This is a genomic window from Hydrocarboniphaga sp. (assembly GCF_028291725.1).
Taxonomy (GTDB): domain Bacteria; phylum Pseudomonadota; class Gammaproteobacteria; order Nevskiales; family Nevskiaceae; genus Hydrocarboniphaga.
In genome coordinates this window covers 1-23,244 of the sequence record NZ_JAQGNT010000111.1, presented here as the reverse complement: position 1 = coordinate 23,244, position 23,244 = coordinate 1, and the positions used below count along the sequence as shown (strand labels likewise).

Genomic DNA, 23,244 nt, shown 5'->3' with positions numbered 1-23,244 from the left:
CTGGATCAAGGCCCTCACTCAGTACGGCCTGATCCCCGCAGCACCCTGATCTCCACCCCGCTTCCCATGGCCTCAAAAGGCCAGGGACCTCTGCGCCCTAAATCAGGTCTCTTTCACGTTAATCTACTCAACTGGCGCGTCAAACACGGCGCGCCCGTCGATGAACCCGCTCGACGTCACCGACGCCGTGGACCGGCTGCTGCTGGAACAGGGCGAGCTCGACATGCTGCGCCTGCTGCAGTGGCTGGGCCTGATCGAATGCCAGCCCGGGGCGTTGCCGGCGCCGATGCACTGGCCGGCGGATGCGGCGCGCGCCAGCGCCATTCTGGAATCGGCCCAGGCCTATTGCCACGGGCAGGGCCTGGAAGCCGTCGCCCACGCCGCATCGCCGGCCTGGCCCGCCGCATCGACGCGGGCCGAACGCGAACTCACCGAGCGCTGCGGCATCGTCATGCGCCGCCCGGATTCGGCGACCCAATTCGATCTGTTTCACGACAGCCGCAGTGCCTACGCCGAAGCCGCGGTCCGCAGCGCGCTGCTCGAACGCCGGCTCGACGAGGCGCGCACCGCGCTGCAGCGCTGCGACGACCCGGCGACGGCCGCACAACTGTCGCAGCTGATCGAGGCCCTGGCATCGCCGCCGAGCGGCGCGGCACAACGCATCGCCTGGCTGGACCGGGAGATCACGGCGCTGGCACAGCGGCGCCTGGGTAGCGCCGCGAAGGTCTATCTGGCCGGGCTCTGGTCGGATCTGGCCGCCGAGCTGGACGGCGTCGCCTTCGATGCCGAACGCCCGCTGGAACATGCCAGCCATGCCTGGCTGCGAGCCGGCGACGGCGAGCGCGCCTGCGCCTGCATCGAGCAGCAGGCGGGCTGGGAACAGCAGCCGGCGCTGCTGGCCCGGCTGGCACGGGCAAGAGCCCGGACCGGCCGTCTGGACAAGGCGCGGCTGGCCTGGATGCAGCTGTGCTGGCGCTTTTCCGATGAGGCCGAAACCGCGCTGAACGAAGACCCGGGCGAATTCGCGCTCAAAACCCACTGGGGCAACTTCCGCTCGGCCGAACTGGAATTCGCGACCGCCGACTTCCCGGCCTGGATGCTGGTGGCGGACAACCGCCATCTCGATTTCGTGCCGGTATCGACGGCACCGCAAGACGCAGTAGGTGCGGCCTACACCGCACTCCACGAACTCATCCGCAGCGGCGGAGAAATGAGCGCGCGACGACAGCTTCACGCCCGACATCCGGCGCTGCTGCAGCTCTACCTTGCTGCGGTGGTCCCATCGAGGACCCGCCCGTAGACTCGCCCGAAGTTGGGACCCCCGGGCCGGAATTCACCCGTGGAAACCGGCGCTCTCTCACCTACCGAAAAATATTTCTGAGGCTCGTATGCCGGCCACTCACCATTTGAAGATCGTTCTCAAAAACACCGATCCCAGCATCTGGCGCGAATTGGCCGTGCCTTCCGATCTCCGCCTGGACCGGCTGCATGACGTGATTCAGATCGTCATGGGTTGGGAAGACGACCACTTGCACGAATTCAGCAATGGCGTCCGCGGGCCGGGCGAGTTGCGCTTCGGTATCCAAGACGACGAATTCGACGACGGCCTCGGCCCGGCACTGCGCGATGAAAAGAAGGGGATTCTGTCCGACTTCGCCCCACGTAAAGGCAGCAAGTTCCGATACTGGTACGACTTTGGCGACGACTGGGTACACGAGATCACGGTCAAGGCGATCGGTGCGGCCGAACCCGGTGCGCCGGAAGCGGTCTGTCTCAAAGCCGCCGGAGCCTGCCCGCCGGAAGACTGCGGCGGCCCCTGGGGCTACATGAACCTGCTGACGGTCCTCGCCGATCCCGCCCACGAGGAGTACGAAGAGCTGCGCGAATGGGTCGGCAGCAACTGGGATCCTCAGCGTTACGATATCGTCGCAGCCAACAAGGCCTTGACGAAGCTTGCAGCGCGCTGGCGCCGGCCGGCTCCTAGGCTGAAGGCCAGCAAATGATGCGATTGGCACGACTATGGTTGGGCAACTGGCGCCCGGAGCGTGCCCAAGCGAGACGCCCGAGCCTCAGCCGAGCGCTGCGCGCGATTTCGGGATCGACGCCATGAGCAGGCTTGCAGTCGCAAACCCAATCCCCAGATAGCCCAGCCATGCACGCCCGCGACGCCGATCTGTTCCGCCACGTCTCCACCGAAAAAGCGGGGATTTATCGCGCCGTGCTCGACTGCTTCGCCGCCGCCAAGCGCGCGTTCCGGCTGCATCTGCGGCCGGACGATCTGCTGCGCGAGGCGCGCTGGCCGGGCACGCCGCCGTCGGCCGAAGAGCTGGCGCAAGCGCTGGATCAGCTGGTGGCCTGGGGCAATCTGCGCTCGCAGGCCGATACTGCGCGTGTCTCCACGCTGGAGGATTTCTATCGCCGGCGCCTGCTGTATCGCCTCACCGCCGGCGGTGAAGCGGTGGAGGCCGGACTCGCCGCTTTCGCCGAGGCGCTGGCGCGCAAGGGCGAGCTGCAGACGGTGGCGCTGGACGACATCCTGGCGCGGCTGACGACGCTGCAGCTGCTGTCCGCCGACACCGAACCGGATGCGCCGAAAGTCCACGAGGCGCTGCGCGATCTGGTGCATGTGTTCGAAGGCCTGGCGCGGCATGCCGAGGCCTTCATGGCCGATCTGGCGCGCACGCTGGAGCTGCAGCGCGCGGAACTCGACGCGGTGATGGGCTTCAAGACCCGGCTGATCGACTACCTGGAGCGTTTTATCCGCGAGCTGGTCGAGCGCTCCGGGCGCATCGCCGCGGCGCTCGAAGCGCTGGAGCCCTCGGTCGAGACATTGCTGGGTCTCGCGGCGGCGCGTGAAGCCGGCGACGCCGCGCCCGACGATGCCTCTGGCCAGCAGGCCGCGCTGGCGCAGAAGCTCGCCGCCTGGGCCGAGCGCTGGAGCGGTTTCCGGCTGTGGTTCTTATCCGACGGACGCTCGCCGGCGCAGGCCGAGCTGCTGCGCGCCGCCGCGCGCTCGGCGATCCCGCGGCTTCTGTCGGCAGTTTCCGCGCTCAACGAACGCCGCGCCGGACGCAGCGACCGCAGCGCCGATTTCCGCCGCCTGGCGCTGTGGTTCGCGCAGGCCCGCGATACCGCCGAAGCGCACCGGCTATGGCGCGCTGCTTTCGGTTTGTCGCCAGCGCGGCATCTGGCGCTGGCGGTGCCGGCCGATGTGCCGGCGAGCACGCCCTGGGGCGCCGCGCCGCCGCTGGCCATCCATCCGCGGCTGCGCGAGCAGGGCCAGCTGCCGACGCGCGGCGGCCCGCCGCTGATCCGCGATCGCAGCCAGGCGCGCGCACTGATGGCGGCGCAGATGGCCGAGCAGGCGGCGCAACTGGCGCAGGCGCGCGAGCGGCTCACGTCCGCCGGCATCACGCATCTGTCGCAGATCGGCGTGCTCGACGCAGATGCGTTCCGGCTGTTCCTGAACCTGCTCGGCGAAGCGCTATCGGCACAGACCCATCCGGACCAGCCGATCGAGCGCAGCAGCGCCGACGGCCTGCTGCGCGTGCGCCTGATTCCGCTGGCCAACGGCCGCGAGGCGGTGATCGAAACCGAGCTGGGGCGCTTCGCCGGGCGTGATCATCTGGTCGAAATCACGGCGGTCTAGTGCAAGTAAACTAAGGGTACGGGTAGGTTGGCGGTGAGCGCAGCGAACCCCAACATCGGCGCGGGCACACGTTGGGGTTCGCTGCGCTCACCCCAACCTACCAAGCTACCCAGCCGCACTGCCACCTTCACATTGAACATGCCCATCGCCGACCGCTCCGACCTCTCCGACGTGCTCGCCCGCCAGCAGGCGGCCGAGCAGGAGCAGGCTCTGCGCGCGTTGCTGATGCGGCCGCTGCTGCCGGCGAGCGATCCCGCCTACGCGCTGGTGCGCCGGCATGTCGCGCCGCTGCGCGAATGGCTGGCGCGCGAAGCCGGCTGGACACTGCTGGTCGAGCGTGAATGCGCGCGGCTGTACAAGCGCCCCGGCGCGCTCGACGACGACACCCGCGGCGCGGCCGGCTTCGACGGCGGCCTGGCGCGCGAGCGCTACGTGCTGCTGTGTTTGGTGTGCGCGGTGCTGGAGCGCGCCGAGCCGCAGATCACGCTGCAGATCCTCGGCGAGCGCCTGATCGAGGCGGCCGGCGACGAAGAGCTGGCTGCGCAGGGCTTCCGCTACACGCTCGAAGGCGCGCGCGAGCGCCGCGACCTGGTCCACGTCTGCCGCTATCTGCTGCAGCTCGGCGTGCTCAGCCTGGTCGCTGGCGACGAGAGCCGCTTCGTCGAGCGCGGCAGCGAGGCCGACGTGCTTTACGACGTGCATCGCCGCGTGCTGGCGGCGCTGCCCGGCAGCAGCCGCGGCGCCAGCTGGCTCGCCGCCACCCAGCCGCAGCTCGACTTTGAAGACCGGCTCAAGGCCCTGGTCGAGGACTTCGTTCCCGACAGCCTGCAGGGCCGGCGCGAAGCCGCGCGTCACCGCATCGCGCGCTGCCTGCTCGACGATCCGGTGGTCTATCACGACGAACTCAGCGAGGCCGAGCGCGAATACCTGGCCAGCCAGCGCGGGCCGATGGCGGCGCGCCTGGCTGACGCTTTGGGGCTGGTCGCCGAGCTGCGCGCCGAAGGCCTGGCGCTGGTCGATCCCGACTCCGAGCTGACCGACGAGCGCATGCCCGCGGTCGGCACCGACGCGCACGCGACGCTGCTGGTGGCCGAGCATCTGGCCGCGGCCGAGCGCGAAACCCCGGGCCGCGTGCACACGCCCGTGGAGCTGGCCGCGTTCCTGCGCGCGGCGGCGGATCGCCACGGCCGCTACTGGAACAAGGCGGCGCGCGAGCCCGGCGCCGAAACCGCGCTGGCCGAACAGGCAGTGAACCGGCTGGTCGCGCTGAAGCTGCTGCAACGGCGCGCCGGCGGCGTCACGACGCGGCCCGCGCTGCTGCGCTACGCCTTTGCCGAGCCGCAGATCGGCAGCGGCAGCGATGCACCCAAGCAGGCGGCGCTGCTGTGAGCGACGGCACCATGCCGCCGCCGCTGCCCGAACCGGCGCTGGCCCGCTGGCAGCCGCTGCGCATCGGCCTGGTGGAAATGTTCTTCTACGACGCCGAGGAATTCTGGTTCCGCGACGGCCATCTGCTGCTGCGCGGCAACAACGGCACCGGCAAATCCAAGGTGCTGTCGCTGACGCTGCCCTTCCTGTTCGACGCCAGCCTGCGCTCGGAGCGCATCGAGCCCGACGGCGACCGCGGCAAGCGCATGGAGTGGAATCTGCTGATGGGCGGCGCGGCCGGCGAGCGCCGCACCGGCTACTGCTGGATCGAATTCGGCCGGCGCGACGACAACGGCGTCGCGCACTACCTGACGCTGGGCTGCGGCCTGCGCGCGGTGGCCGGTAAGCCGGTGGACCCCTGGTACTTCCAGACCGCGCAGCGCATCGGCCAGGAGCTGTGGCTGACCACGCCCGAGCGCACCGCGTTGTCGCGCGATCGTCTCGAGGCGGCGATCGGCAGCCGCGGCCAGGTGTTCGACAGCGCGCAGGCGTATCGGCGCGCGGTCGACGAGCGCCTGTTCCGGCTCGGCGAGGCGCGCTACGCGGCGCTGATCGACACGCTGATCCAGCTGCGCCAGCCGCAGCTGTCGAAGCAGCCCGACGAAAAGCGTTTGTCGCTGGCGCTCAGCGAGGCGCTGCCGCCGCTGGACCGCAGCCTGCTGGAGGACGTCGCCGAATCCTTCAACCGGCTCGACGATCTGAAGCGCGAGCTCGATGAGTTGGACGCGATGCACAAGGCCGTGAGCGCGTTCGAGAAGCGCTACCGCGTCTACGCCCAAGTGGCCGCGCGACGCCGCGCGGCGACGATGCGCAGCGCGCAGACACGCTTCGACAACGCCAGCACCGAACTCAACCGGGCCACGGCCGAACTGGCGACCGCCGGCACCGAAGTGCAGCAGTTCGACGCGCTCGACCTGCAGCTCGCAGCGCAGCTAGACGAGGACGAAGCACGGCTGCAGGCACTGAGCGAAGACCCGGCGCATCTGGACGCCAAGCGGCTCGACGAGGCGCGCAACGACGCCGACAAGACGCTGCGCTGGCAGACCGAGGCCGAGCGCCGCGAAAACGCCAGCCGGCAGCGGCAGGCGCATGAAGCCGCGCAGACCGGCGAGCGCCAGCGCCAGTCCGCAGCCTCGCGAGAACGGCTGCTCGGCGAGCTGCAAGCGAGCCAGCAGCTCGCCGATCTCTCTGGTCTGGCGAGTGCGCATGCGCTAGCCCTGCAAGGCCTGAATCTGCCGGACGGCGCGGAAGCAACCGCGGCCGAGCAGCCCGAGCGTCTGCGCCGCGCCAGCGAGGAAGCGGCGCAGACGCGGCTGCGACAGATCGATCTGCTGCGCAAGCGTCTGGCCGCGCTGCTGCAGGCGCAGCGCGAGCAGGACAATGCTGCCAACGACCGCCGCGCACGCGCCGACGACTTCGATGCTGCGGCCGCCAGCGTCGACACTCGTCAGCGCGAACAGCGGCAGGCCGGCGAGGCGCTGCTCGAAGCCTGGCGCCGACATCTGGACGGCTTGAAAATCTTGTCGCTGGACAAGGCCGACGACGCACTGGCCGCGCTCGAAGACTGGATCGCCAGCGGCGGCACGCGCAATCCGCTGCGTGTTGCACTGGAGCGCGCCGTCAGCGCGCGCGAACAGGCGCTGGCGATGCACGAGGCCGAGTTGCGTCAGCGACAGCGCGCACTGCAGGACGAACAGCGCGCCTTGCACACCGAACGCGATGCGCTGGCACGCGGCGACGACCGCGTTCCGCCACCGCCGCCGACGCGCGCGCCCGATGTCCGCCACGCGCGGCTGGGCGCTCCGCTGTGGCAACTCGTCGATTTCATCGAGGGCGTCGCGCCGGACGCGCGCGCCGGTCTCGAAGCGGCGCTGCAGGCGTCCGGTGTGCTCGACGCCTGGGTTACGCCGGCCGGCGAATTGCTAGACCCGTCGACCCACGATCTGGTTCTGGTCGCACGCGAGCCTGCGGCCGGCGACAGCCTGCGGCGCTACCTGCAGGCCAGCATCCCTGCACAAGGCGCGGCGGCTGCGGCTGCCACCGAGACGATCACCGCCCTGCTCGACAGCATCGCCGCGAGCGATGCCGACGACCAACACAGCGAAGCCTGGATCTCGCCACAGGGCCGTTTCCGCATCGGCCCGGTGCAGGGCGCCTGGTCCAAGCCGCAGGCCGAATTCGTCGGTCACGCCGCGCGCGAAGCGGCGCGCCAGCAGCGGCTCGCGCAGATCGCGCAGCGGCTCGACGAGCTGGAGTTGCAGGCGCAAGAGCTGCAGGCGCAGCGCGACGACGCTGCGCAGACGCGCGACGCGATCCGCCGCGAACTGGAGACCGCGCCCAGCGATGACGCATTGCTGCGCGCGCAGGCCGCGTTCACCGAAGCCGAACGCCAGCGGCGCCTCGCACAGGAGCGCCTGGCCGCCGTCGACGCGCGCCTGAGCACTGCAACCGCAGCGGTAGAGCGCGCCCGCGACGCATTGGAAATCGCCGCCGCCGACCTCGGGCTACCGGCCGACAGCGCCGCGCTCGATGCACTAGTCCAGCAGGTCCAGGACTATCGCCGTGCCGCGGCTTCTCTCGCTTCGACGCTGCGCGAACACCGCCGCGACCGCATCGAACTCGCCGCGCAACTACAGCGCCAGGCCAGCGCGCTCGAGGAACACCAACGCGCGCTGGCGGACTGCGAGCAGCAGACCCGCGCCGCACAGCAAGCGCGCACCCGCTTCGAGACGTTGCGCGACGCGGTCGGCAATCGCGTCGAGACCCTGCAAGCCAAGATCGGCGCCGCGCGCGATGCGCTTGAGCAGCATCGCCGCCAGCGCGAAGACACGCGCAAGCGGCAGATCGGCGCCAGCGGCCGCCTGGAAGCGGCGCGAACCCAGGACCTCAACGCGCGCCAGCGCCTGGAAGAGCGCAGCGAGGAGCGCCGCATCGCCATCGGCGTACTGCAGTCCTTCACCATCGCCGGACTGATGCAGCAGGCGCTGCCGGAGATCGAGCTGCCGGCAGCGGAAACCGCCTGGGGCGTGGACGCCGCGCGCAGTCTCGCGCGCCGTGTCGAGCAGGCACTGACCGAGGTGCCGGCCGAAGACGCCGACTGGCAGCGCGTGCAGAACGGCATGGGCAGCGACCTCGCCGAGCTGCAGCGCGCGATGTCGGCACAGGGCCACGAGGCGGTGATGGAGGTCGCCGACGACTGCATGCTGGTGCACATCGTCTACCGTCAGCGCGCCGAGCGCCCCGACCGCTTGCGCGCGCAGCTCGACACCGAGCGCGAGGAGCGCCGCCGCCAGCTGTCGGCCAACGAGCGCGAGATTCTGGAGAATCATCTCCAACAGGAAATCGCCTCGGAACTGCAGCGCCTGATCCAGGAGACCGATCGCCGCGTCAACGCGATCAACGCCGAACTCGAACGCCGCCCGACTTCCACCGGCGTGCGCTTCCGCCTGGCCTGGCTGCCGGCCGACAACGACGACGCGCCAGCCGGCCTGGCCGAAGCACGGCAGCGCCTGCTGCGCACGCGCAGCGAAGCCTGGTCGCCCGAGGACCGGCGCGTGGTCGGCGAGTTCCTCGGCCGCCGCATCGAGGCCGAACGCGGACGCGACGAGCAGGCGGTGCAACTCGACGTGCTGACCGGCGCGCTCGACTACCGGCGCTGGCACCGCTTCGCGGTACAGCGCAAGCTCTCGCGCGGCGACACCGACTGGCGTCCGCTCAGCGGCCCCGCATCCAGCGGCGAAAAGGCGCTGGGCCTGACGGTGCCGCTGTTCGCCGCCGCCAGCAGCTTCTACCAGAGCGCCGATGCACGCTCGCCGCGCCTAGTGCTGCTCGACGAAGCTTTCGCCGGCATCGACGACGACGCGCGCCAGCACTGTATGGCGCTGATCCGCGAATTCGATCTGGATTTCATCATGACCAGCGAGCGTGAATGGGGTTGCTATGCCGAGCTGCCGGGCGTCGCGATCAGCCAGCTGGTGCGCCGCGAAGGCGCCGACGCGGTGTTCGTGTCGCGCTGGACCTGGGACGGCCGCGAGCGCCGCCGCGAAGCCGATCCCGAGCGCCGCTTCCCCGCCACCGAGCGCGCATGAGCGCGGATGCGGCGCGGCTGCAAAGCCTGCTCGGCGGTGCCGAACTCGCGCAACTGCGACAGCGCCTGCGGGCACGCTTCCGCCGCGCGGCGCCAGCCGAAAGCTTCACGCTCACGGCGCTGACCGCAGCGGAGCGGCACGCGCTCGAAGGCCTGCTCGGGCGCAGCGCCAGTTCCGCCGGATCGATGCGGCTGAGCCAGCAGGTTCTCGATCAGGCGCTGGCGCGCGCCGGCATCGCCGCTGATCTGCGCACCGCGCTCGAAGCACTCGACGGCCCGCTGGAATCGCACGCCGAGCGAGCGCAGCGAGCGCTGGCCTGGACTGAACTGGCGCAGCGGACTATGGAACCGCGGCTGCTGAGCCTGCTGCAGACGCCGGCCGGCCTGGGCCTGCTCAAGCGGCTGGCGGGCAAGCCGGACAGCGCGGCAGCGATGATCAACGCCGCGACTCAGGTGCTGGAACGGCTGCCCGCGCAGGGCATGCCGCTGGCACAGCTCGCCGCCGTAGCCGTGCACGACGCCCATGCGCTCGACGCCGGCGGCGGCCTTGCCGCGCTGGTGCTGCGCGCGGCCGAAACGACAGATCTGCTGCCGGAAGAAGCAGCCGCGGACGCGAGCCTGCGTTCCAGCGAAGACACACGCTCCCGCAACCGCTGGGCGCGTCTGGGCATCGTCGTCAACGAATTCGCCTCGCCGGTGTTGTGCCTGAATCTCGAAGCCGACACCGACAGCGTCGGCGGCCGCATGCTCGCCAGCGCGCGCGACGCCGGCGAGCCGCTGCACCTGAGCCTGAGCCTGCTGCTGCGCGAGCCGCCGCGCTGGCGCGTGAGCGGCCGCAGCGTCTACGTCTGCGAGAACCCGGCGATCGTCGCGATCGCCGCACGGCAGCTGGGCAAGGCCAGCGCGGCGCTGATCTGCACCGACGGCATGCCGTCGGCCGCGCAGCGCACGCTGCTCGATCAACTGTCGGCCGCCGGCGCGCTGCTGCGCTATCACGGCGACTTCGACTGGCCTGGCATCACCATCGGCAACTTCGTGATGCGCCGCTTCGGCGCCCGCCCCTGGCGCTTCGCCGCAGCCGACTATCGCGGCCGCAGCGGCAAGCCACTCGGTTCCGGCGCTGTTGCCGCGTCATGGGATCAGGAGCTTGTTGTTGCCATGTCGTCTGCCGGTTACCGGCTGCACGAAGAAGCCGTGGCCGAGCTGCTGCTGGAAGATCTGGCGGCTTGATTCGTATGTGGCCGTAGTCGCCAGCGAGTGGATCACCTGCAGATTCAGGGCGATGTTCCGCCTCGGCCCAGCCAAGCATCAACCGTCGACGAAGCTCGCCTGGATGCGTGAAGCGCGGCGATTTTGGCTGCCGCGATGCAAGCACCGAACCACGGACGGGCACAGAGTTTTGAGGTATTGCCTCCATCAGCCACTGTGTCGAGCTTCAAAATGGCGTGCTCTACAAGATGGCAACGCGCCTTCCAGCGATTTCATATAACGACTAAGTGCTTGAAGTGGCACGGTGCGAGCTTCACGAACATGCAGCTGAAGCTGGTTGACCAAGTAAGCAAAGCACCGATCAGAAGCAGGCAAAAATGAAAAACTATCGGAATTAAGCAGTGAGAACTGGAGACTCATCCCCCGAGATTGCATGCCTTGAATAAACCCGTCGTTAAGAGAGGCCACAAGATTGGGCATGCATTCGTGGCCATGCATGCGTTGATACTCGATGAGATTGTCCAGTACTGCATCTGGAGTGTTAGTAAATGAGTTGCAAAGGATAAAGCTGTAGATCTGATCCCGATGGTTGAGTTCTTGATTGAACTCGTCTTTTGGCGTGGCGGCGAAGGGAGTCCCCATTCCGAAACTTCAAAAGGGAGCAAGAGGCCCCAATCCTTCGTCAGTCTTTTGAGAATGCTTACGAAGCATTTTCGCTGACCTGACATTATCTAGTGCTTTAAATAAGACGCCTTTATTGACCGAACTCTTGACTTCGCCAGTGGGGATAATGCCCTCTATCGGGAAATAGGTGGCCTCAGGAGCGTCGTTGATTGAATAGACCGGACAGAAGTCGCGTTCAAACATCACGATATCCTGCTGTTTGCTTTGCCCCCGTAACTATCGATCAGCAGGCCTGTTCCGACAGACACGTAGGCTGGGAGCATTTTAACGAGCTGCACGCGTGCAGGATGCTCAAGCGCTTCCAATCGGCCCGGGCGTACCAGCCTCACTCGCATCTGCGAACTCCGCGACAAGCCGCCGGCCAATGCGATTGACGAACTGTGATGGATCAAAACCTGACATGTACCACCTCGTATGATATTGATCTTCTGATGTGTCGTCTTGGCTTGGCGCTAAGAGGAATCGTAGGTCGTATATGGCAATCCTTTGCATGCGTGGGATCCCGATTGCGCGATCGACGGCGCATGTCGGCAAGGGATTGCCGACCTACGAATGCTTCACGTTAGTCTTCTTTACCGCCACTGGCTCGATCACGCTCGTGCGGGACGGCTTGCGCTTGCCGCGGCGGATTTGATCCATCTCTTTGACGCTTGCCAGCAAATCGTCGAAAAGTGCTTTGTCCATATAGGTCACCCAGTGCGGGTGCGTACCAGCTTTTTTGAAGCGTTTTTTTGCGTCACCGCATAACGACTCCGCGGCTCTTGCAGATTGGCGTCGCCCGCGTTCAGGTGCAGGCGCGAGCGCAGCCAGTCTGCAAACGCAGCCTCGCTCATGCGGCTCTCGGCGAGCGCCAGAATCGTCGTGTACTTCTCGTCGGCGTTCGCTTGCAACTCGGCATGATTCAAGGCGAGAAAGCTGCGGTAGCTGACGAAGGCGGTGCGCTTGTTGCCATCGACGAAGGCGTGATTCTTTGCGAGCCCGTGCGCGAGGCTCGCTGCCAGATCGGCCAGATCAGGTGGCGGCTCTCCATAGGCGTACAGCTGCTGCGGCCTGGCCAGCGCCGACTCCAGCAAACCGTTGTCACGCACGCCGGGCATGCCGCCGTGCTCAGCGAGTTGCCGGTCATGCAGCAGCAGAACCAGCGGTTTTTCGATCCAGACGATCACGGCGCGATCAACTGTCGGCGAGCTTGCGCAGCACGGCGCGATCCTCGCGCATCACGCGCTCGGCCACTTCCATCTGCGCCGCCAGTTCCGGGTCATGCGGCATCAGCTTGACGCCGTCCGGAGTCTCGGCCACATAGAGCGTGTCGCCCTTGTCGACGCGCAGCCGCGCCAGCAGCTCCTTCGGCAGCAGCACGCCGGCGGAATTGCCTACGGCGATGATTTTCAGTTGCATGACCTGTCTCCAACTTCGTATTACGATAGTTATAACACACCGACACTGCAACCGGTCCGTCATCGGCGCGCCCTAGGCTCGCGTCTCCCACCCCTTCAAGGAAGACGGCCAATGCCTGTGCGTATGCCTGCGTTTCTGTTCATTGTTGCCACCGGCCTGAGCCTCGCCGCATGCTCCGGCTCCGGATCGAACAACAATGACGACGAGCCGATGACCAGTATCAAACCGCTGCCCGCCGTGCTGGTGATCGGCCATCGCGGCGCCCCGGCCTACCGGCCCGAACACACTATCGCCAGCTATACGCTGGCGATCGAATACGGCGCCGACGTGATCGAGCCCGACCTGGTCGCGACCCAGGACGGCGAGCTGGTCGCCCGCCACGAGAACGAGATCTCCGGCACCACCGATGTCGCCGGGCATCCCGAATTCGCCAGCCGCAAAGCCACCAAGACCATCGACGGCGTCGCGCTGAGCGGCTGGTTCACCGAGGACTTCACGCTCGCCGAGCTGCGCACGCTGCGCGCCAAGGAACGCATCCCGGATATCCGCCCGGACAACACGCGCTACAACGGGCTCTACCTGATCCCGACGTTCCAGGAAGTCATCGATCTGGCCAAGGCCAAGACCCTTGAGACCGGCCGCACGATCACGATCTATCCCGAGACCAAGCACCCGAGCTACTTCCAGAGCATCGGCCTGCCGCTGGAACAGCGGCTGCTCGACAAGCTCGCCGCCAACGGCTACTCCGGGCCGGACGCGGCGGTGTTCATCCAGTCCTTCGAAGTCGCCAACCTGAAGGCGCTGCGCGCCAAGACCGATCTGCCGCTGATCCAGCTGCTGAGTGCGCCGCCGGCGCGCCCCTACGACTTCGTCGCCGCCGGCGATGCGCGCGGCTACGCCGAGCTGATCACGCCGGCCGGCCTGGCCGAGGTCGCGAGCTACGCCGACGGCATCGGCCCCGACAAGAACATGGTGATCCCGCGCGACGCCGACGCGCGCCTGCTGGCGCCGACCTCGCTGGTCGCGGACGCGCATGCGGCCGGGCTGCTGGTGCATCCCTACACGTTCCGGCCGGAGAACAACTTCCTGCCGGCGGACTTCCGCTCGAGCACCGACAAGACCGCGCGCGGCGATGCCTACGGCGAGATCACCCGTTTCCTTCAGGCCGGCATCGACGGCCTGTTCAGCGACGACGCCTTCGTCGCGCGGGCGGCTGTGGACGCGTTCACAGCGCCATAGTAGTCACGAGTCACGCAACCGTAGGAGCGGACCTTGTCCGCGATTGTGCTCTTGAAGATTCAATCGCGGACAAGGTCCGCTCCTACAGTTGCGGCACCACCGCCCAATCGCAGCTGCGCTGGCGCAGTTACGCGACCTGCTGCGCGAGTCAGAAATCGAAAGACCGGCGGTCGATGCATCCGCGCGAACGGTGTAAGCCTTTTGCCATTCGCGCATCAAGCCGGAAACAGTTCCTGCCGTTAGCCACATACGCCGCGCAATGACGCGCGATATGCCCTGACGCGAGGAGCTGCAATGAAACACGCAATAGCCCGTAGTACCCCTGGATTGATCGCCATGGCGGCGAGCCTGCTGCTGATCGGCACGGCCCAGGCCGGATCGCTGAAAGTCATCGACTATTCGCTGCCGTCTGCCACCGAGGCTGCCGCGGCAGCCCCCGATCTGAACGGCGACGGCCGCCCGGATTACTTCGAGATCCGCATCGAATCCACGGTCGGCGGCATCGAGGATCGTCTGCACGCGGCGGCCCTTCAGCCGGCGGCCAACAAGCCGGCTTCAAGCTCATCGCAGACCTGCGTGTACCTGGCGATCAGCGAAGGCGGCGAGCGCTGGTCGCATGACCGCGCCTATTGCGGCAACTGGAGGGTTTCGGCGCTGAACGTGCCCGATCGGGTGACGCCGAAGGACCAGCTGCCCTACGTCGCGCATCTGTCACCGAAGCTGCTGATCCCCAAGTTCGGCTATGTCGCCAGTGCGCGCGATGCGGTGTTCGTGCAGGCCAACGGCAAGCCCAGCTTCCTGTTCTTCGACGGCGTCGACTACGTGCTGCACACCGGCATGGACGCGCATGAAGTCGTCAGCGTCGAGGCGATGGAGATGCTGGCGCGCTTCGAGCAACCGCGCGGCGGCAGCTCTCAGGCCAGCGCGGTGTCGGCACCCTGAGCACAGGCGCTCAGTCGCGGAAGTTCTCGAACTGCAGCGGCAGCTCGATCTCCGACTTGCGCAGGAACGCGATCGCGGTCTGCAGGTCGTCGCGCTTCTTGCCGCTGACACGCAGCTTGTCGCCGTTGATCGAGGTGTCGACCTTGAGTTTGGCTTCCTTGATCCTGGCGATGATCTTCTTCGCCTGCACCTGCTCGATGCCCTGTTTGATGGTGATTTTCTGGCGCGCGCCGGCCAGGTTGATCTCGGGATCGTCGGCCTCGACCGAGCGCAGATCGATACCGCGCCCGGCGAGCCGCTTGTGCAGAATGTCGAGCAGCTGGGTCAGGTGATATTCGCTGGGCGCGGTCGACTTGACGGTGTACTCGGCGTCGTCGAGTTCGAACGCGGCATTGGTGCCGCGTAGATCGTAGCGATTCTCGAGGTCACGCTTGGCCTGGTCCACCGCATTGGTCAACTCGTGCTTGTCGACTTCGGAGACGATATCGAATGAGGGCATGGTGGTTTCGGCTGCATTGCACTTGCGGCCGCTAGTATCGCCGATAATTGCGCATGCATTCTTCAACCGAACCCGCCCGCGTCGCCATCGTCGGCGGCGGACCTGCCGGCCTGATGGCCGCCGAGGTCGCGCGTGCTGCCGGCGCCGAGGTCGATCTGTACGAGCGCATGGGATCGGTCGGCCGCAAGTTTCTGCTGGCCGGCAAGGGCGGGCTGAATCTGACGCATGCTGAACCGGCCGCGGCCTTCGTGCAGCGTTACGCGGAGCGCCAGGCCGAGGTCGGCGAATGGCTGGCCGGATTCGGCGCCGACGCGCTGCGTGACTGGGCGCGCGGGCTCGGCGTCGGGACGTTCGTCGGCAGCTCCGGGCGTGTGTTTCCGGCCGACATGAAGGCGGCGCCGTTGCTGCGCGGATGGGTGCGCAGGCTGCGTGCCCAGGGCGTGCGCTTTCATGTCGAGCATCGGTGTATCGGCATGTCGAGCAATGCGGATCAGACGATCGCGCTGCAGTTCTCGACAACGCAAGGCGAGCGCAGCGTGCACACAGATGCGGTGATTTTCGGACTCGGCGGCGGCAGCTGGCCGGAACTGGGATCGGACGGATCCTGGACCGCGTGGCTGGCCGCGGACGGCGTGCCGATCGCGCCGCTGCGCGCCTCCAACTGCGGATTCGAACTGCACTGGAGCGAGCACTTCTCGGCCCGTTTCGCCGGTCAGCCGCTGAAGCCGGTGGTGCTCGGCTGGGAAGACGCCGAGGGCGGCCGGCACTCGCAGCAGGGCGAGCTGATGATCACCGCGGCCGGGCTCGAGGGCGGGCTGATCTACGCGATGTCGGCGCCGCTGCGTGAAGCCATCGCCGCTCGCGGCAGCGTGCGGATCCGCCTCGATCTTGCGCCCGCCAGGGACGAGGCGAAGCTGCGCCGCGACATCGGCCTGTATCGCGGCAAGCGCTCGCTGAGCGAGCACCTGCGGCGTGCCGCAGGGCTGGACAGCCTGCGCATCGGCCTGCTTTACGAAGTGCTGTCGAAAGAAGCGCTGGCCGATCCGGCGACACTCGCTGCGACGATCAAGGCGCTGCCGCTGACGCTACTGCGCACGCGGCCGCTGGCCGAGGCGATCAGCAGCGCCGGCGGCGTAGAGTTCGGCGCCCTCGACGAGGGCCTGATGCTGCGCGCGCGGCCCGGCGTGTTCTGCGCCGGCGAGATGCTGGACTGGGAAGCACCTACCGGCGGCTATCTGTTGACCGCGTGTTTCGCCAGCGGGCGGAAAGCGGGGCTGGGCGCAGTCGAGTGGTTGAAGTCACCGCCGCACCGTAGGTTGGGGTGAGCGCAGCGAACCCCAACATTTCGTCCGCCCGATGTTGGGGTTCGCTGCGCTCACCCCAACCTACGCCTACGCCGGTTCTCTGGCGAGCAGCACGATGACTTCGAAGTGCTGGGTATGCGGGAACATATCGAGCAGGCGCGCCTGCTGCGGCTTGAATGCCGGCATCAATGCCAGATCGCGCGCCAGCGACTCGGCGTTGCAGCTCGAGTAGATCAGCCAGCGCACCGCGGACTCGTTCAGATACCGGCTCAGCTCGGCGCCGATGCCGCGACGCGGCGGATTGACGATCACCAGCTCCGGCACCGGCGCGTCGCTGCCCAGCGCGAACGCGCCCGCATCCAGCGTCTTGAACTGCAGGCGCTTCAAGCCCAGCTCGTCGCAGCTCTGCTGGGCGCTGGCGATCGCGTCGGCGCTGGTCTCCACACCGACCACATCGCGCCAGGGGCTGGCGCAATGCAGCGCGAAGCCGCCGACACCGCAGTACAGATCCCACAGGCTCGCCGGCTCCAGTTGGTCGACCCAGTCGCGTGCCTGCCGGTACAGCGCGGCGGCCACGGCGGTATTGGTCTGGAAGAAGCTCTGCGGCCGCAGATGCAGCGGCAGCTCGTTGAGCTGCATCTTCAGCTGCGGCGCGTCCGGAGTCAGCAGGATCTCGGTCGGCCCTTCCAGCACGGCCTTGTGCTCGGGCTGCAGGTTCACCGACACCACTTTGAGTTGTGGCAGCGCCTGCATCAGCTCAGGCAGATGCAGCCTGATACGCCCCAGCGGCTCTTCCGAGCGCAGCACGAAGCGCAGCATCAGCTCGCCGACATCGGACTCGGTGACGAGCAGGTATTTGAGCTCGCCGCGCTTGCATGCGACGTTATAAGGCGAGATCACCGCCAGCGTGATGAACTCGGCCAGCGCGGAGAAACAGGATTGCAGACCCGGCGAGTACAGCCCACAGTCGCTCAGATCGACGCCCTGCCCGGCCGCGTCGAGGATGCCGAGCACCGGCCGGCGCCAGCTGCCGCTGACCACCATCTTGGCCTTGTTGCGGAAGCCGGATTCGATGCTGGCGACCGGAGGCAGCCACTGCAGATCGCCGTGGCGCGCGAGCAGGTCGACGCAGTGCTGCTGCTTGGCGGCGAGTTGCTGCTGGTAAGGCTGCGGCAGCTGCGTGCAGGAGCGGCAGCGGCCGGCGTCGTAATGGGAACACTGCATCGTCGGGTAAAAACCTGGAGCGCGAACGCCATGTTACGCGCTCGCAGGCTCAGACGATGCTCTGTGTAGGTTGGGGTGAGCGCAGCGAACCCCAACATTCGACCCGCGCCGATGTTGGGGTTCGCTGCGCTCACCCAAAGCTACGCGTTATGAATGGGCAAGCACCGTCGAGCGGCGCAGCGCGACGAATTCCATCACGCCGTACAGCACGACCGCGCTGATGGCGACGGGGCGCGAGGTGGCGAACTTGCGGATGATCTTATCCATTGCTAGCTCCGGTGCATTCAGAATGGGTCACGCTATCAAGCCCGCGTGACGGCCCGATGGCAGCCCGATGACAATGCACGTCGCGCAACTGACACATTTGCCTCCTACCCTGCCCGGCTACGCCGACCAGGACCGCAATGCCCACAAGCCCCGCCTCACCCGATCTGCCCGAACTGATCGAGCTGCAGCGCCTGATGGAAGAGGGCGGGCCGTACATGGAGGCGCGCGTCGTCGGCGAGGTGCAGGCCGGCGGCCGGCGCTTCCCGCTGCATGCGCTGCTGATGGGCAACCCGGACCCAAGCGTGCCGGCGGTGGGCTTCTTCGGCGGCGTGCACGGCCTGGAGCGGATCGGCGCCGAAGTGGTGATGGCCTACATCCGCAACCTGGTGTCGCGCCTGCCCTGGGATCTGGTGCTGCACCAGCATCTGCAGCAGGTGCGCCTGGTGTTCATGCCGCTGGTGAATCCCGGCGGCCTGTGGCGCGGCACGCGCGCCAATCCGCGCGGGGTCGACCTGATGCGCAACGCGCCGGTCGATGCGACCCAGGCGGTGCCGTTCATGCTCGGCGGTCAGCGCGTCAGCGCCGGCCTGCCCTGGTATCGCGGCGCCGCCAAGGCGCCGATGGAGATCGAAAGCGCCGCGCTGTGCAAGCTGGTCGAGGACGAAATGCTGGGCCGGCGTTTCAGCCTGGCGATCGACTGCCACTCCGGCTTCGGCGTGCAGGATCGCATTTGGTTCCCGTTCGCCCACACCGCCGAGCCGATCCGCCATCTGCCGGAGATGCACGCGCTGAGCACGATCTTCGAGGCCACGCACTCGCATCATCCGTATCTGCTGGAGCCGCAGAGCCGGCAGTATCTGACTCATGGCGATCTCTGGGATCACCTCTACCTGCGGTCCTGCGCACGCGGCGACGACAACATGTTTCTGCCGCTGACGCTGGAAATGGGCAGCTGGTTGTGGATCAAGAAAAATCCGCGCCAGCTGTTTTCACGCCAGGGGATTTTCAATCCGCTGATCGCGCATCGCCAGCGCCGGGTGATGCGGCGGCACATCGCCCTGCTGGAGTTTTTCACGCGGGCGGCAACGGGCTTCGAGCGCTGGCTGCCGGTCGGCGCTGATCGAGAACGGCATCAGGCGCTGGCCCTGCAGCGCTGGTATGCGGACGCCGGCGTGAAGCCGAAGAAGAAAAAGAAATCCGCATGAGCATCGAGGCGACACCCTGGGTGCTGCTGCGCGGGCTGATGCGCGATCGCCGGCACTGGGGCCGATTCATCGAGCGGTTCGCCGAGCGCTTTCCCGGCGCTCCGGTGGTGACGATCGACTTTCCCGGCAACGGCGAGCTGCATGAGCAGCGCAGCCTGCCGACCATCGGCGAGACTGCGGATTTCTGTAGAGCCGAACTACAGCGGCGCGGCATCGCGCCGCCGTACCGGGTGCTGGCGATGTCGATGGGTGCGATGGTCGCGGCGTCGTGGGCGACGCGTTATCCGGACGAGCTGGAAGCCTGTGTATTGATCAATACCAGCCTGCGGCCTTTCAGCCGGTTCTGGCAGCGGCTACGGCCTGGGGTGTATCCGTCGCTGCTGAAAATGGCTTTTTTTAAGCCGGATGCGCGCGAGTCGGAAGCCATCGTGCTGCGGCTGACGACGGCGAGCCGGGACCGCGGCGTGCTCGACGACTGGACCGCGTGGCGCGAAGCGCAGCCGGTGAGCACCGCGAATGCGCTGTGGCAATTGGCGTCGGCGATGCGCTACGTCGCGTCGCGGGACGCGCCGCGAGTCAGGATGCTGGTGCTGGCCGGCGCGAAGGATCGGTTGGTGCATCCGGCATGTTCGCGCAAGCTGGCCAAGGCCTGGGGCTGCGAGATTCGCGAGCATCCGAGTGCCGGGCATGATCTGCCGTTCGATGATGGCGAGTGGGTGGCGGCGGAAGTCGAGACTTGGTCGCACGCCTGATCGGGCAATCGCGGTCAAGGACCGCTCTTACAGGATTCTTGCGGACCCTCGATCCGCGACTGTAGGAGCGGTCCTTGACCGCGATGAAGTCGGTGCCGCGGCTACGTTCCGCGCCGCCGCCAGCCGAGCGCATACCAGCCCAGATTCCAGACCGCCAGCAACACCGCCAGCCCGGTCTGCACCGTCGGCGTCAGCCCCGGCGGATACAGCAGCGGCACCAGGTAGCGATCGATGAAGCCGCCGTCGTAACCCGCGACGCCGGCCGCATCCAGCAAGGAATTCTCGATCGTCGTCAGCGGGCACAAGCCATGACTGGCGACGATCCACACACCCCAGGCCAGCGCCGGCAGATGCAGCCAGGCCCAGACGCGCGGGCGCCACGCAACCAGCAGGCCGCCGCACACCACGAAGGCCAGAAAGCCCAGGTGCAAGGCGAACACGCAGCGGGCGGCGATCAGATCGGTCACGGCACGACCATAATAGTCAGACCGAAGCTGCGGTTGAAGCTATGCGCCTGAACCCATGCGCCTGAACAAGTACATCTCCGAAACCGGCATCTGCTCGCGCCGCGAAGCCGACAGCTGGATCGAGGCCGGGCGCGTGATGGTCAACGGCAAGCGCGCCGAACTCGGCACACAGGTTGCCGATGGCGACGTGGTGATCGCCAACGGCAAGCGCGTCGGCGCGCGCGCCAGGAAACATGTCTACATCGCGCTGAACAAGCCGGTCGGCATCACCTGCACGACCGAGCGCCACATCGAAGGCAACATCGTCGACTTCGTGCGCCATCCGGAGCGGATCTTCCCGATCGGCCGGCTCGACAAAGAGTCCGAGGGCCTGATCCTGCTGACCAGCAACGGCGACATCGTCAACGAGATCCTGCGATCGGAAAACATGCACGAGAAGGAATACATCGTCACCGTCGACAAACCCGTCACCGAGGCCTTCATCGACGGCATGTCGCGCGGCGTCAGGCTGCCCGAGCTCAACGTGGTCACCAAGCCTTGCCGGGTGACACGCGATCCGGTGCGGCCCGATCGCAGTTTTCGCATTGTGCTGACGCAGGGTCTCAACCGGCAGATCCGGCGCATGAGCGAGGTGTTCGGCTACGACGTGCGACGGCTGCAGCGCGTGCGCATCATCAACGTGCAACTCGCCGGCCTCAAGCCCGGCCGCTGGCGTGATCTGTCGCCCGAGGAGTTGCGCGGCCTGCTGCCGGAACGTAGCGTCTGGTAATTGCAGAACAGAAACCGATCCAATCCCCAGGAGTTTCCGGAATGAGTCTGACCCAGGTGCAAGTCACCAGCGGCGCGGCCGCCTACACCACCGACAATTACAACGGACGCAAGCACTGGGCCGCGGACGAGCCGATCGAGGCCGGCGGCGGCGACACCGGCCCCGGGCCGACCGAACTGCTGTTGTCGGCGCTCGGCAGCTGCACCTCGATCACCTTGCGCATGTATGCACAGCGCAAGAGCTGGCCGCTGGAGGGCGTCGACGTGCAGCTGACGCTGAATCCGCTCGGCAAGCCGGCCGACGGCAGCACTGAAATCCGCCGCGTGGTCACGCTGCGCGGCGCGCTCGACAACGAACAGCGCGAGCGCCTGCTGCAGATCGCCAATGTCTGCCCGGTGCACAAGATCCTGAGCGGCGGCATCCATATCGCCACCGACCTGGTGCCAGCGCCGTGAGCACTGGCGACGCGAGCGCCGGCAAAACGCAGCGCATCGAGGGCCATGCGGCGATCGTCGGCGACGGCATGCCGATCAACCGCGTGCTGCCGTCGCGGCTGCGCCGGCTGGTCGGGCCCTGGTGTTTCCTGGATCACATCGGCCCGGCGGACATTGCCAAGGTCGGACCGCTGCGCGTAGCGCCGCATCCGCACATCGGCCTGCAGACCGTGACCTGGCTGACCGCCGGCGAAATCCTGCACCGCGACAGCCTGGGCTCGCTGCAGATGATCCGCGCCGGCCAGCTCAACGTGATGACCAGCGGCCGCGGCATCAGCCATTCGGAAGAATCACCGGCAGCGGCGTCCGGCGAGATCCATGGCGTGCAATTCTGGACCGTGCTGCCGGATTCGGCGCGCTTCAGTGAACCGATGTTCGATCACTATCCGGTGCTGCCGAAGATCTCGCGTGAGAACCTCAGCATCACCGTGATTTCGGGCGAGTACGACGGTGAGCACTCGCCGGCGCGACATTTCTGGCCACTGGTCGGCCTGCAGATCAGCGCCGGGCTTGTCGATACGGCACTGAACCTGAACCCGGCTTTCGAGCATGCACTGCTGGTCATCGGCGGCGAAGCACGCATCGACGGCGAAGCGCTGCTGCCGAACGTGATGCTGTATCTCGGCGTCGGCCGCAGTGGCATCCAGCTGAGTTGCGATGGGAGCTGCCACATCATCCTGATCGGCGGCAAGCCTTTCGAGGAAGACGTGCTGATGTGGTGGAATTTCGTCGGCCGCAGCCACGAGGAGCTGACGCAGGCCTGTATCGAATGGAACGCGGGCCGGGGCAGCTTCGGCGAAGTGCATGGCTACGATGGCGGGCGGTTGGGCGCGCCGATGCCGCCGTGGGCCTAGCATGCGTAGGTCGGCAATCCTTTGCCGACGTGAGGCCTCGATTGCGCATCGAAGGTGCACGTCGGCAAGGGATTGCCGACCTACGTCGTCTGCAACAGCTCGCGCTCGAATACATAGCCTAGCGGCGTGCTTGCGACTAACCTGCGACTCGCCGATCCGGACGATCGGCAGAACCAACCAAAATCGGGGAGAACCATGCTGCTGACCATCACACCGTTGTACGCCGGATTGCTCGGGCTGCTGTATCTGACGCTGACGATTCGCGTCGTCAGAGGCCGCATCGGCAAGGGCGCGCCTTCGCTGGGCGACGGCGGCAATCACCAGATGTTCCGCGCGATCCGCGGTCATGCCAACTTCAGCGAATACGTGCCGCTGATCCTGCTGATGATGGCGATGCTCGAGGTTGGCGGCGTGTATTCGCCGTGGGTCCTGCATGCGCTTGGCATCACGCTGCTGGTCGCGCGCATCGGCCACGGCATCGCGCTGAGCTACACCGACAACTGGGTGCTCGGCCGGGCCGGCGGCGCGCTGCTGACCTTCCTGGTACTGGCCATCGTATCGGTGCTGTGCGTGTGGCGCGGCATCGCGGTGATGACGCTGTAGGTTGGGGTGAGCGCAGCGAACCCCAACATCGGCGCGGACGAAATGTTGGGGTTCGCTTTGCTCACCCCAACGGACATGGCGACTCGCGCCACCCCTGATGATGAAAGAGACTCGTGGCGTGTTCGGAGAATAACGGTACATTGTTTTCGCCGATTACATGGGAAAACAAA

Annotated in this window: 22 protein-coding genes and 1 pseudogene; 15 read left to right on the top strand and 8 right to left on the bottom strand. The window is 67.1% G+C overall.

What is annotated here, in order from left to right; genetic code table 11:
* Positions 1–160: 160 nt before the first annotated feature.
* The 6 genes from JWQ90_RS28225 (at position 161) to JWQ90_RS28200 (ending at position 10,394) form a co-directional block, all read left to right on the top strand.
* Positions 161–1,300 carry a hypothetical protein gene (locus JWQ90_RS28225; protein WP_299698429.1) on the top strand — a complete coding sequence of 380 codons (1,140 nt, stop codon included), beginning with the start codon at positions 161–163 and terminating at the stop codon, positions 1,298–1,300.
* A gap of 88 nt (positions 1,301–1,388) precedes the next feature.
* The gene (locus JWQ90_RS28220) at positions 1,389–2,003 is read left to right on the top strand and encodes a plasmid pRiA4b ORF-3 family protein (RefSeq protein ID WP_299698428.1); all 615 of its coding nucleotides are present in this window, start codon (positions 1,389–1,391) and stop codon (positions 2,001–2,003) included.
* A 149-nt stretch (positions 2,004–2,152) separates the two neighbouring features.
* Positions 2,153–3,649, top strand: coding sequence for a TIGR02677 family protein (locus JWQ90_RS28215; RefSeq protein ID WP_299698427.1), 1,497 nt, complete (start codon positions 2,153–2,155; stop codon positions 3,647–3,649).
* A gap of 138 nt (positions 3,650–3,787) precedes the next feature.
* Complete coding sequence (locus JWQ90_RS28210; protein WP_299698426.1) at positions 3,788–5,038, top strand: TIGR02678 family protein; 1,251 nt, start codon at positions 3,788–3,790, stop codon at positions 5,036–5,038.
* Positions 5,035–9,165 carry a TIGR02680 family protein gene (locus tag JWQ90_RS28205; RefSeq protein ID WP_299698425.1) on the top strand — a complete coding sequence of 1,377 codons (4,131 nt, stop codon included), beginning with the start codon at positions 5,035–5,037 and terminating at the stop codon, positions 9,163–9,165. Before JWQ90_RS28210 ends, JWQ90_RS28205 begins: the two co-directional genes overlap by 4 nt.
* Positions 9,162–10,394, top strand: a complete 1,233-nt coding sequence (locus tag JWQ90_RS28200) for a TIGR02679 family protein (RefSeq protein ID WP_299698424.1) — start codon at positions 9,162–9,164, stop codon at positions 10,392–10,394. Before JWQ90_RS28205 ends, JWQ90_RS28200 begins: the two co-directional genes overlap by 4 nt.
* A gap of 186 nt (positions 10,395–10,580) precedes the next feature.
* Here JWQ90_RS28200 and JWQ90_RS28195 read toward each other — a convergent pair whose 3' ends face one another.
* The 5 genes and pseudogenes from JWQ90_RS28195 to JWQ90_RS28175 all read right to left on the bottom strand — a co-directional run bounded on the left by JWQ90_RS28195 (position 10,581) and on the right by JWQ90_RS28175 (position 12,455).
* Entirely contained in the window at positions 10,581–11,015 is a 435-nt protein-coding gene (locus tag JWQ90_RS28195; RefSeq protein ID WP_299698423.1) for a hypothetical protein, read from the bottom strand.
* 9 nt (positions 11,016–11,024) lie between these two features.
* A pseudogene (locus JWQ90_RS28190) lies at positions 11,025–11,252 on the bottom strand (DUF6602 domain-containing protein); the annotation flags it as partial.
* 351 nt (positions 11,253–11,603) lie between these two features.
* The gene (locus JWQ90_RS28185; protein ID WP_299698421.1) at positions 11,604–11,741 is read right to left on the bottom strand and encodes a hypothetical protein; all 138 of its coding nucleotides are present in this window, start codon (positions 11,739–11,741) and stop codon (positions 11,604–11,606) included.
* 5 nt (positions 11,742–11,746) lie between these two features.
* A complete protein-coding gene (locus tag JWQ90_RS28180; protein WP_299698420.1) occupies positions 11,747–12,223 on the bottom strand; it encodes a type II toxin-antitoxin system death-on-curing family toxin in 477 nt (158 codons plus the stop codon).
* 7 nt (positions 12,224–12,230) lie between these two features.
* A complete protein-coding gene (locus JWQ90_RS28175; protein ID WP_299698419.1) occupies positions 12,231–12,455 on the bottom strand; it encodes an AbrB/MazE/SpoVT family DNA-binding domain-containing protein in 225 nt (74 codons plus the stop codon).
* Between the two features lie 210 nt (positions 12,456–12,665).
* Between JWQ90_RS28175 and JWQ90_RS28170 the strand changes: the two genes are divergently transcribed.
* Positions 12,666–13,694 (top strand): glycerophosphodiester phosphodiesterase, encoded by a 1,029-nt coding sequence (locus tag JWQ90_RS28170; RefSeq protein ID WP_366919622.1) that lies wholly within the window; start codon positions 12,666–12,668, stop codon positions 13,692–13,694.
* Positions 13,695–13,988: 294 nt separating this feature from the next.
* On the top strand, positions 13,989–14,636 hold the full coding sequence (locus tag JWQ90_RS28165; protein ID WP_299698417.1) for a hypothetical protein: 648 nt from the start codon (positions 13,989–13,991) through the stop codon (positions 14,634–14,636).
* Positions 14,637–14,646: 10 nt separating this feature from the next.
* On the opposite strand, the gene JWQ90_RS28160 is transcribed toward JWQ90_RS28165, so the two are convergent.
* Entirely contained in the window at positions 14,647–15,135 is a 489-nt protein-coding gene (locus JWQ90_RS28160; RefSeq protein WP_299698416.1) for a YajQ family cyclic di-GMP-binding protein, read from the bottom strand.
* A 53-nt stretch (positions 15,136–15,188) separates the two neighbouring features.
* Between JWQ90_RS28160 and JWQ90_RS28155 the strand changes: the two genes are divergently transcribed.
* Entirely contained in the window at positions 15,189–16,460 is a 1,272-nt protein-coding gene (locus tag JWQ90_RS28155) for a TIGR03862 family flavoprotein (protein ID WP_299698415.1), read from the top strand.
* A gap of 66 nt (positions 16,461–16,526) precedes the next feature.
* Here JWQ90_RS28155 and rlmC read toward each other — a convergent pair whose 3' ends face one another.
* On the bottom strand, positions 16,527–17,663 hold the full coding sequence (rlmC, locus tag JWQ90_RS28150) for a 23S rRNA (uracil(747)-C(5))-methyltransferase RlmC (protein ID WP_299698414.1): 1,137 nt from the start codon (positions 17,661–17,663) through the stop codon (positions 16,527–16,529).
* Positions 17,664–18,067: 404 nt separating this feature from the next.
* Between rlmC and JWQ90_RS28145 the strand changes: the two genes are divergently transcribed.
* Both JWQ90_RS28145 and JWQ90_RS28140 read left to right on the top strand, forming a co-directional pair.
* Entirely contained in the window at positions 18,068–19,135 is a 1,068-nt protein-coding gene (locus tag JWQ90_RS28145) for a M14 family zinc carboxypeptidase (RefSeq protein ID WP_299698413.1), read from the top strand.
* Positions 19,132–19,887: an alpha/beta hydrolase gene (locus tag JWQ90_RS28140; protein ID WP_299698412.1), complete on the top strand. Its 756-nt coding sequence runs from the start codon at positions 19,132–19,134 to the stop codon at positions 19,885–19,887. Before JWQ90_RS28145 ends, JWQ90_RS28140 begins: the two co-directional genes overlap by 4 nt.
* A 101-nt stretch (positions 19,888–19,988) precedes the next feature.
* Here the strand turns inward: JWQ90_RS28140 and JWQ90_RS28135 are convergent, their stop codons facing one another.
* The gene (locus JWQ90_RS28135; protein ID WP_299698411.1) at positions 19,989–20,354 is read right to left on the bottom strand and encodes a DUF2784 domain-containing protein; all 366 of its coding nucleotides are present in this window, start codon (positions 20,352–20,354) and stop codon (positions 19,989–19,991) included.
* A gap of 55 nt (positions 20,355–20,409) precedes the next feature.
* Between JWQ90_RS28135 and rluF the strand changes: the two genes are divergently transcribed.
* The 4 genes from rluF to JWQ90_RS28115 all read left to right on the top strand — a co-directional run bounded on the left by rluF (position 20,410) and on the right by JWQ90_RS28115 (position 23,074).
* Positions 20,410–21,123 (top strand): 23S rRNA pseudouridine(2604) synthase RluF, encoded by a 714-nt coding sequence (gene rluF / locus JWQ90_RS28130; protein ID WP_299698410.1) that lies wholly within the window; start codon positions 20,410–20,412, stop codon positions 21,121–21,123.
* 41 nt (positions 21,124–21,164) lie between these two features.
* Positions 21,165–21,578 carry an OsmC family protein gene (locus tag JWQ90_RS28125; protein WP_299698409.1) on the top strand — a complete coding sequence of 138 codons (414 nt, stop codon included), beginning with the start codon at positions 21,165–21,167 and terminating at the stop codon, positions 21,576–21,578.
* On the top strand, positions 21,575–22,471 hold the full coding sequence (locus tag JWQ90_RS28120; RefSeq protein ID WP_299698408.1) for a pirin family protein: 897 nt from the start codon (positions 21,575–21,577) through the stop codon (positions 22,469–22,471). The genes JWQ90_RS28125 and JWQ90_RS28120 overlap by 4 nt, the downstream gene beginning before the upstream one ends.
* 195 nt (positions 22,472–22,666) lie before the next feature.
* Positions 22,667–23,074 (top strand): MAPEG family protein, encoded by a 408-nt coding sequence (locus tag JWQ90_RS28115; RefSeq protein WP_299698407.1) that lies wholly within the window; start codon positions 22,667–22,669, stop codon positions 23,072–23,074.
* Positions 23,075–23,244 lie beyond the last annotated feature (170 nt).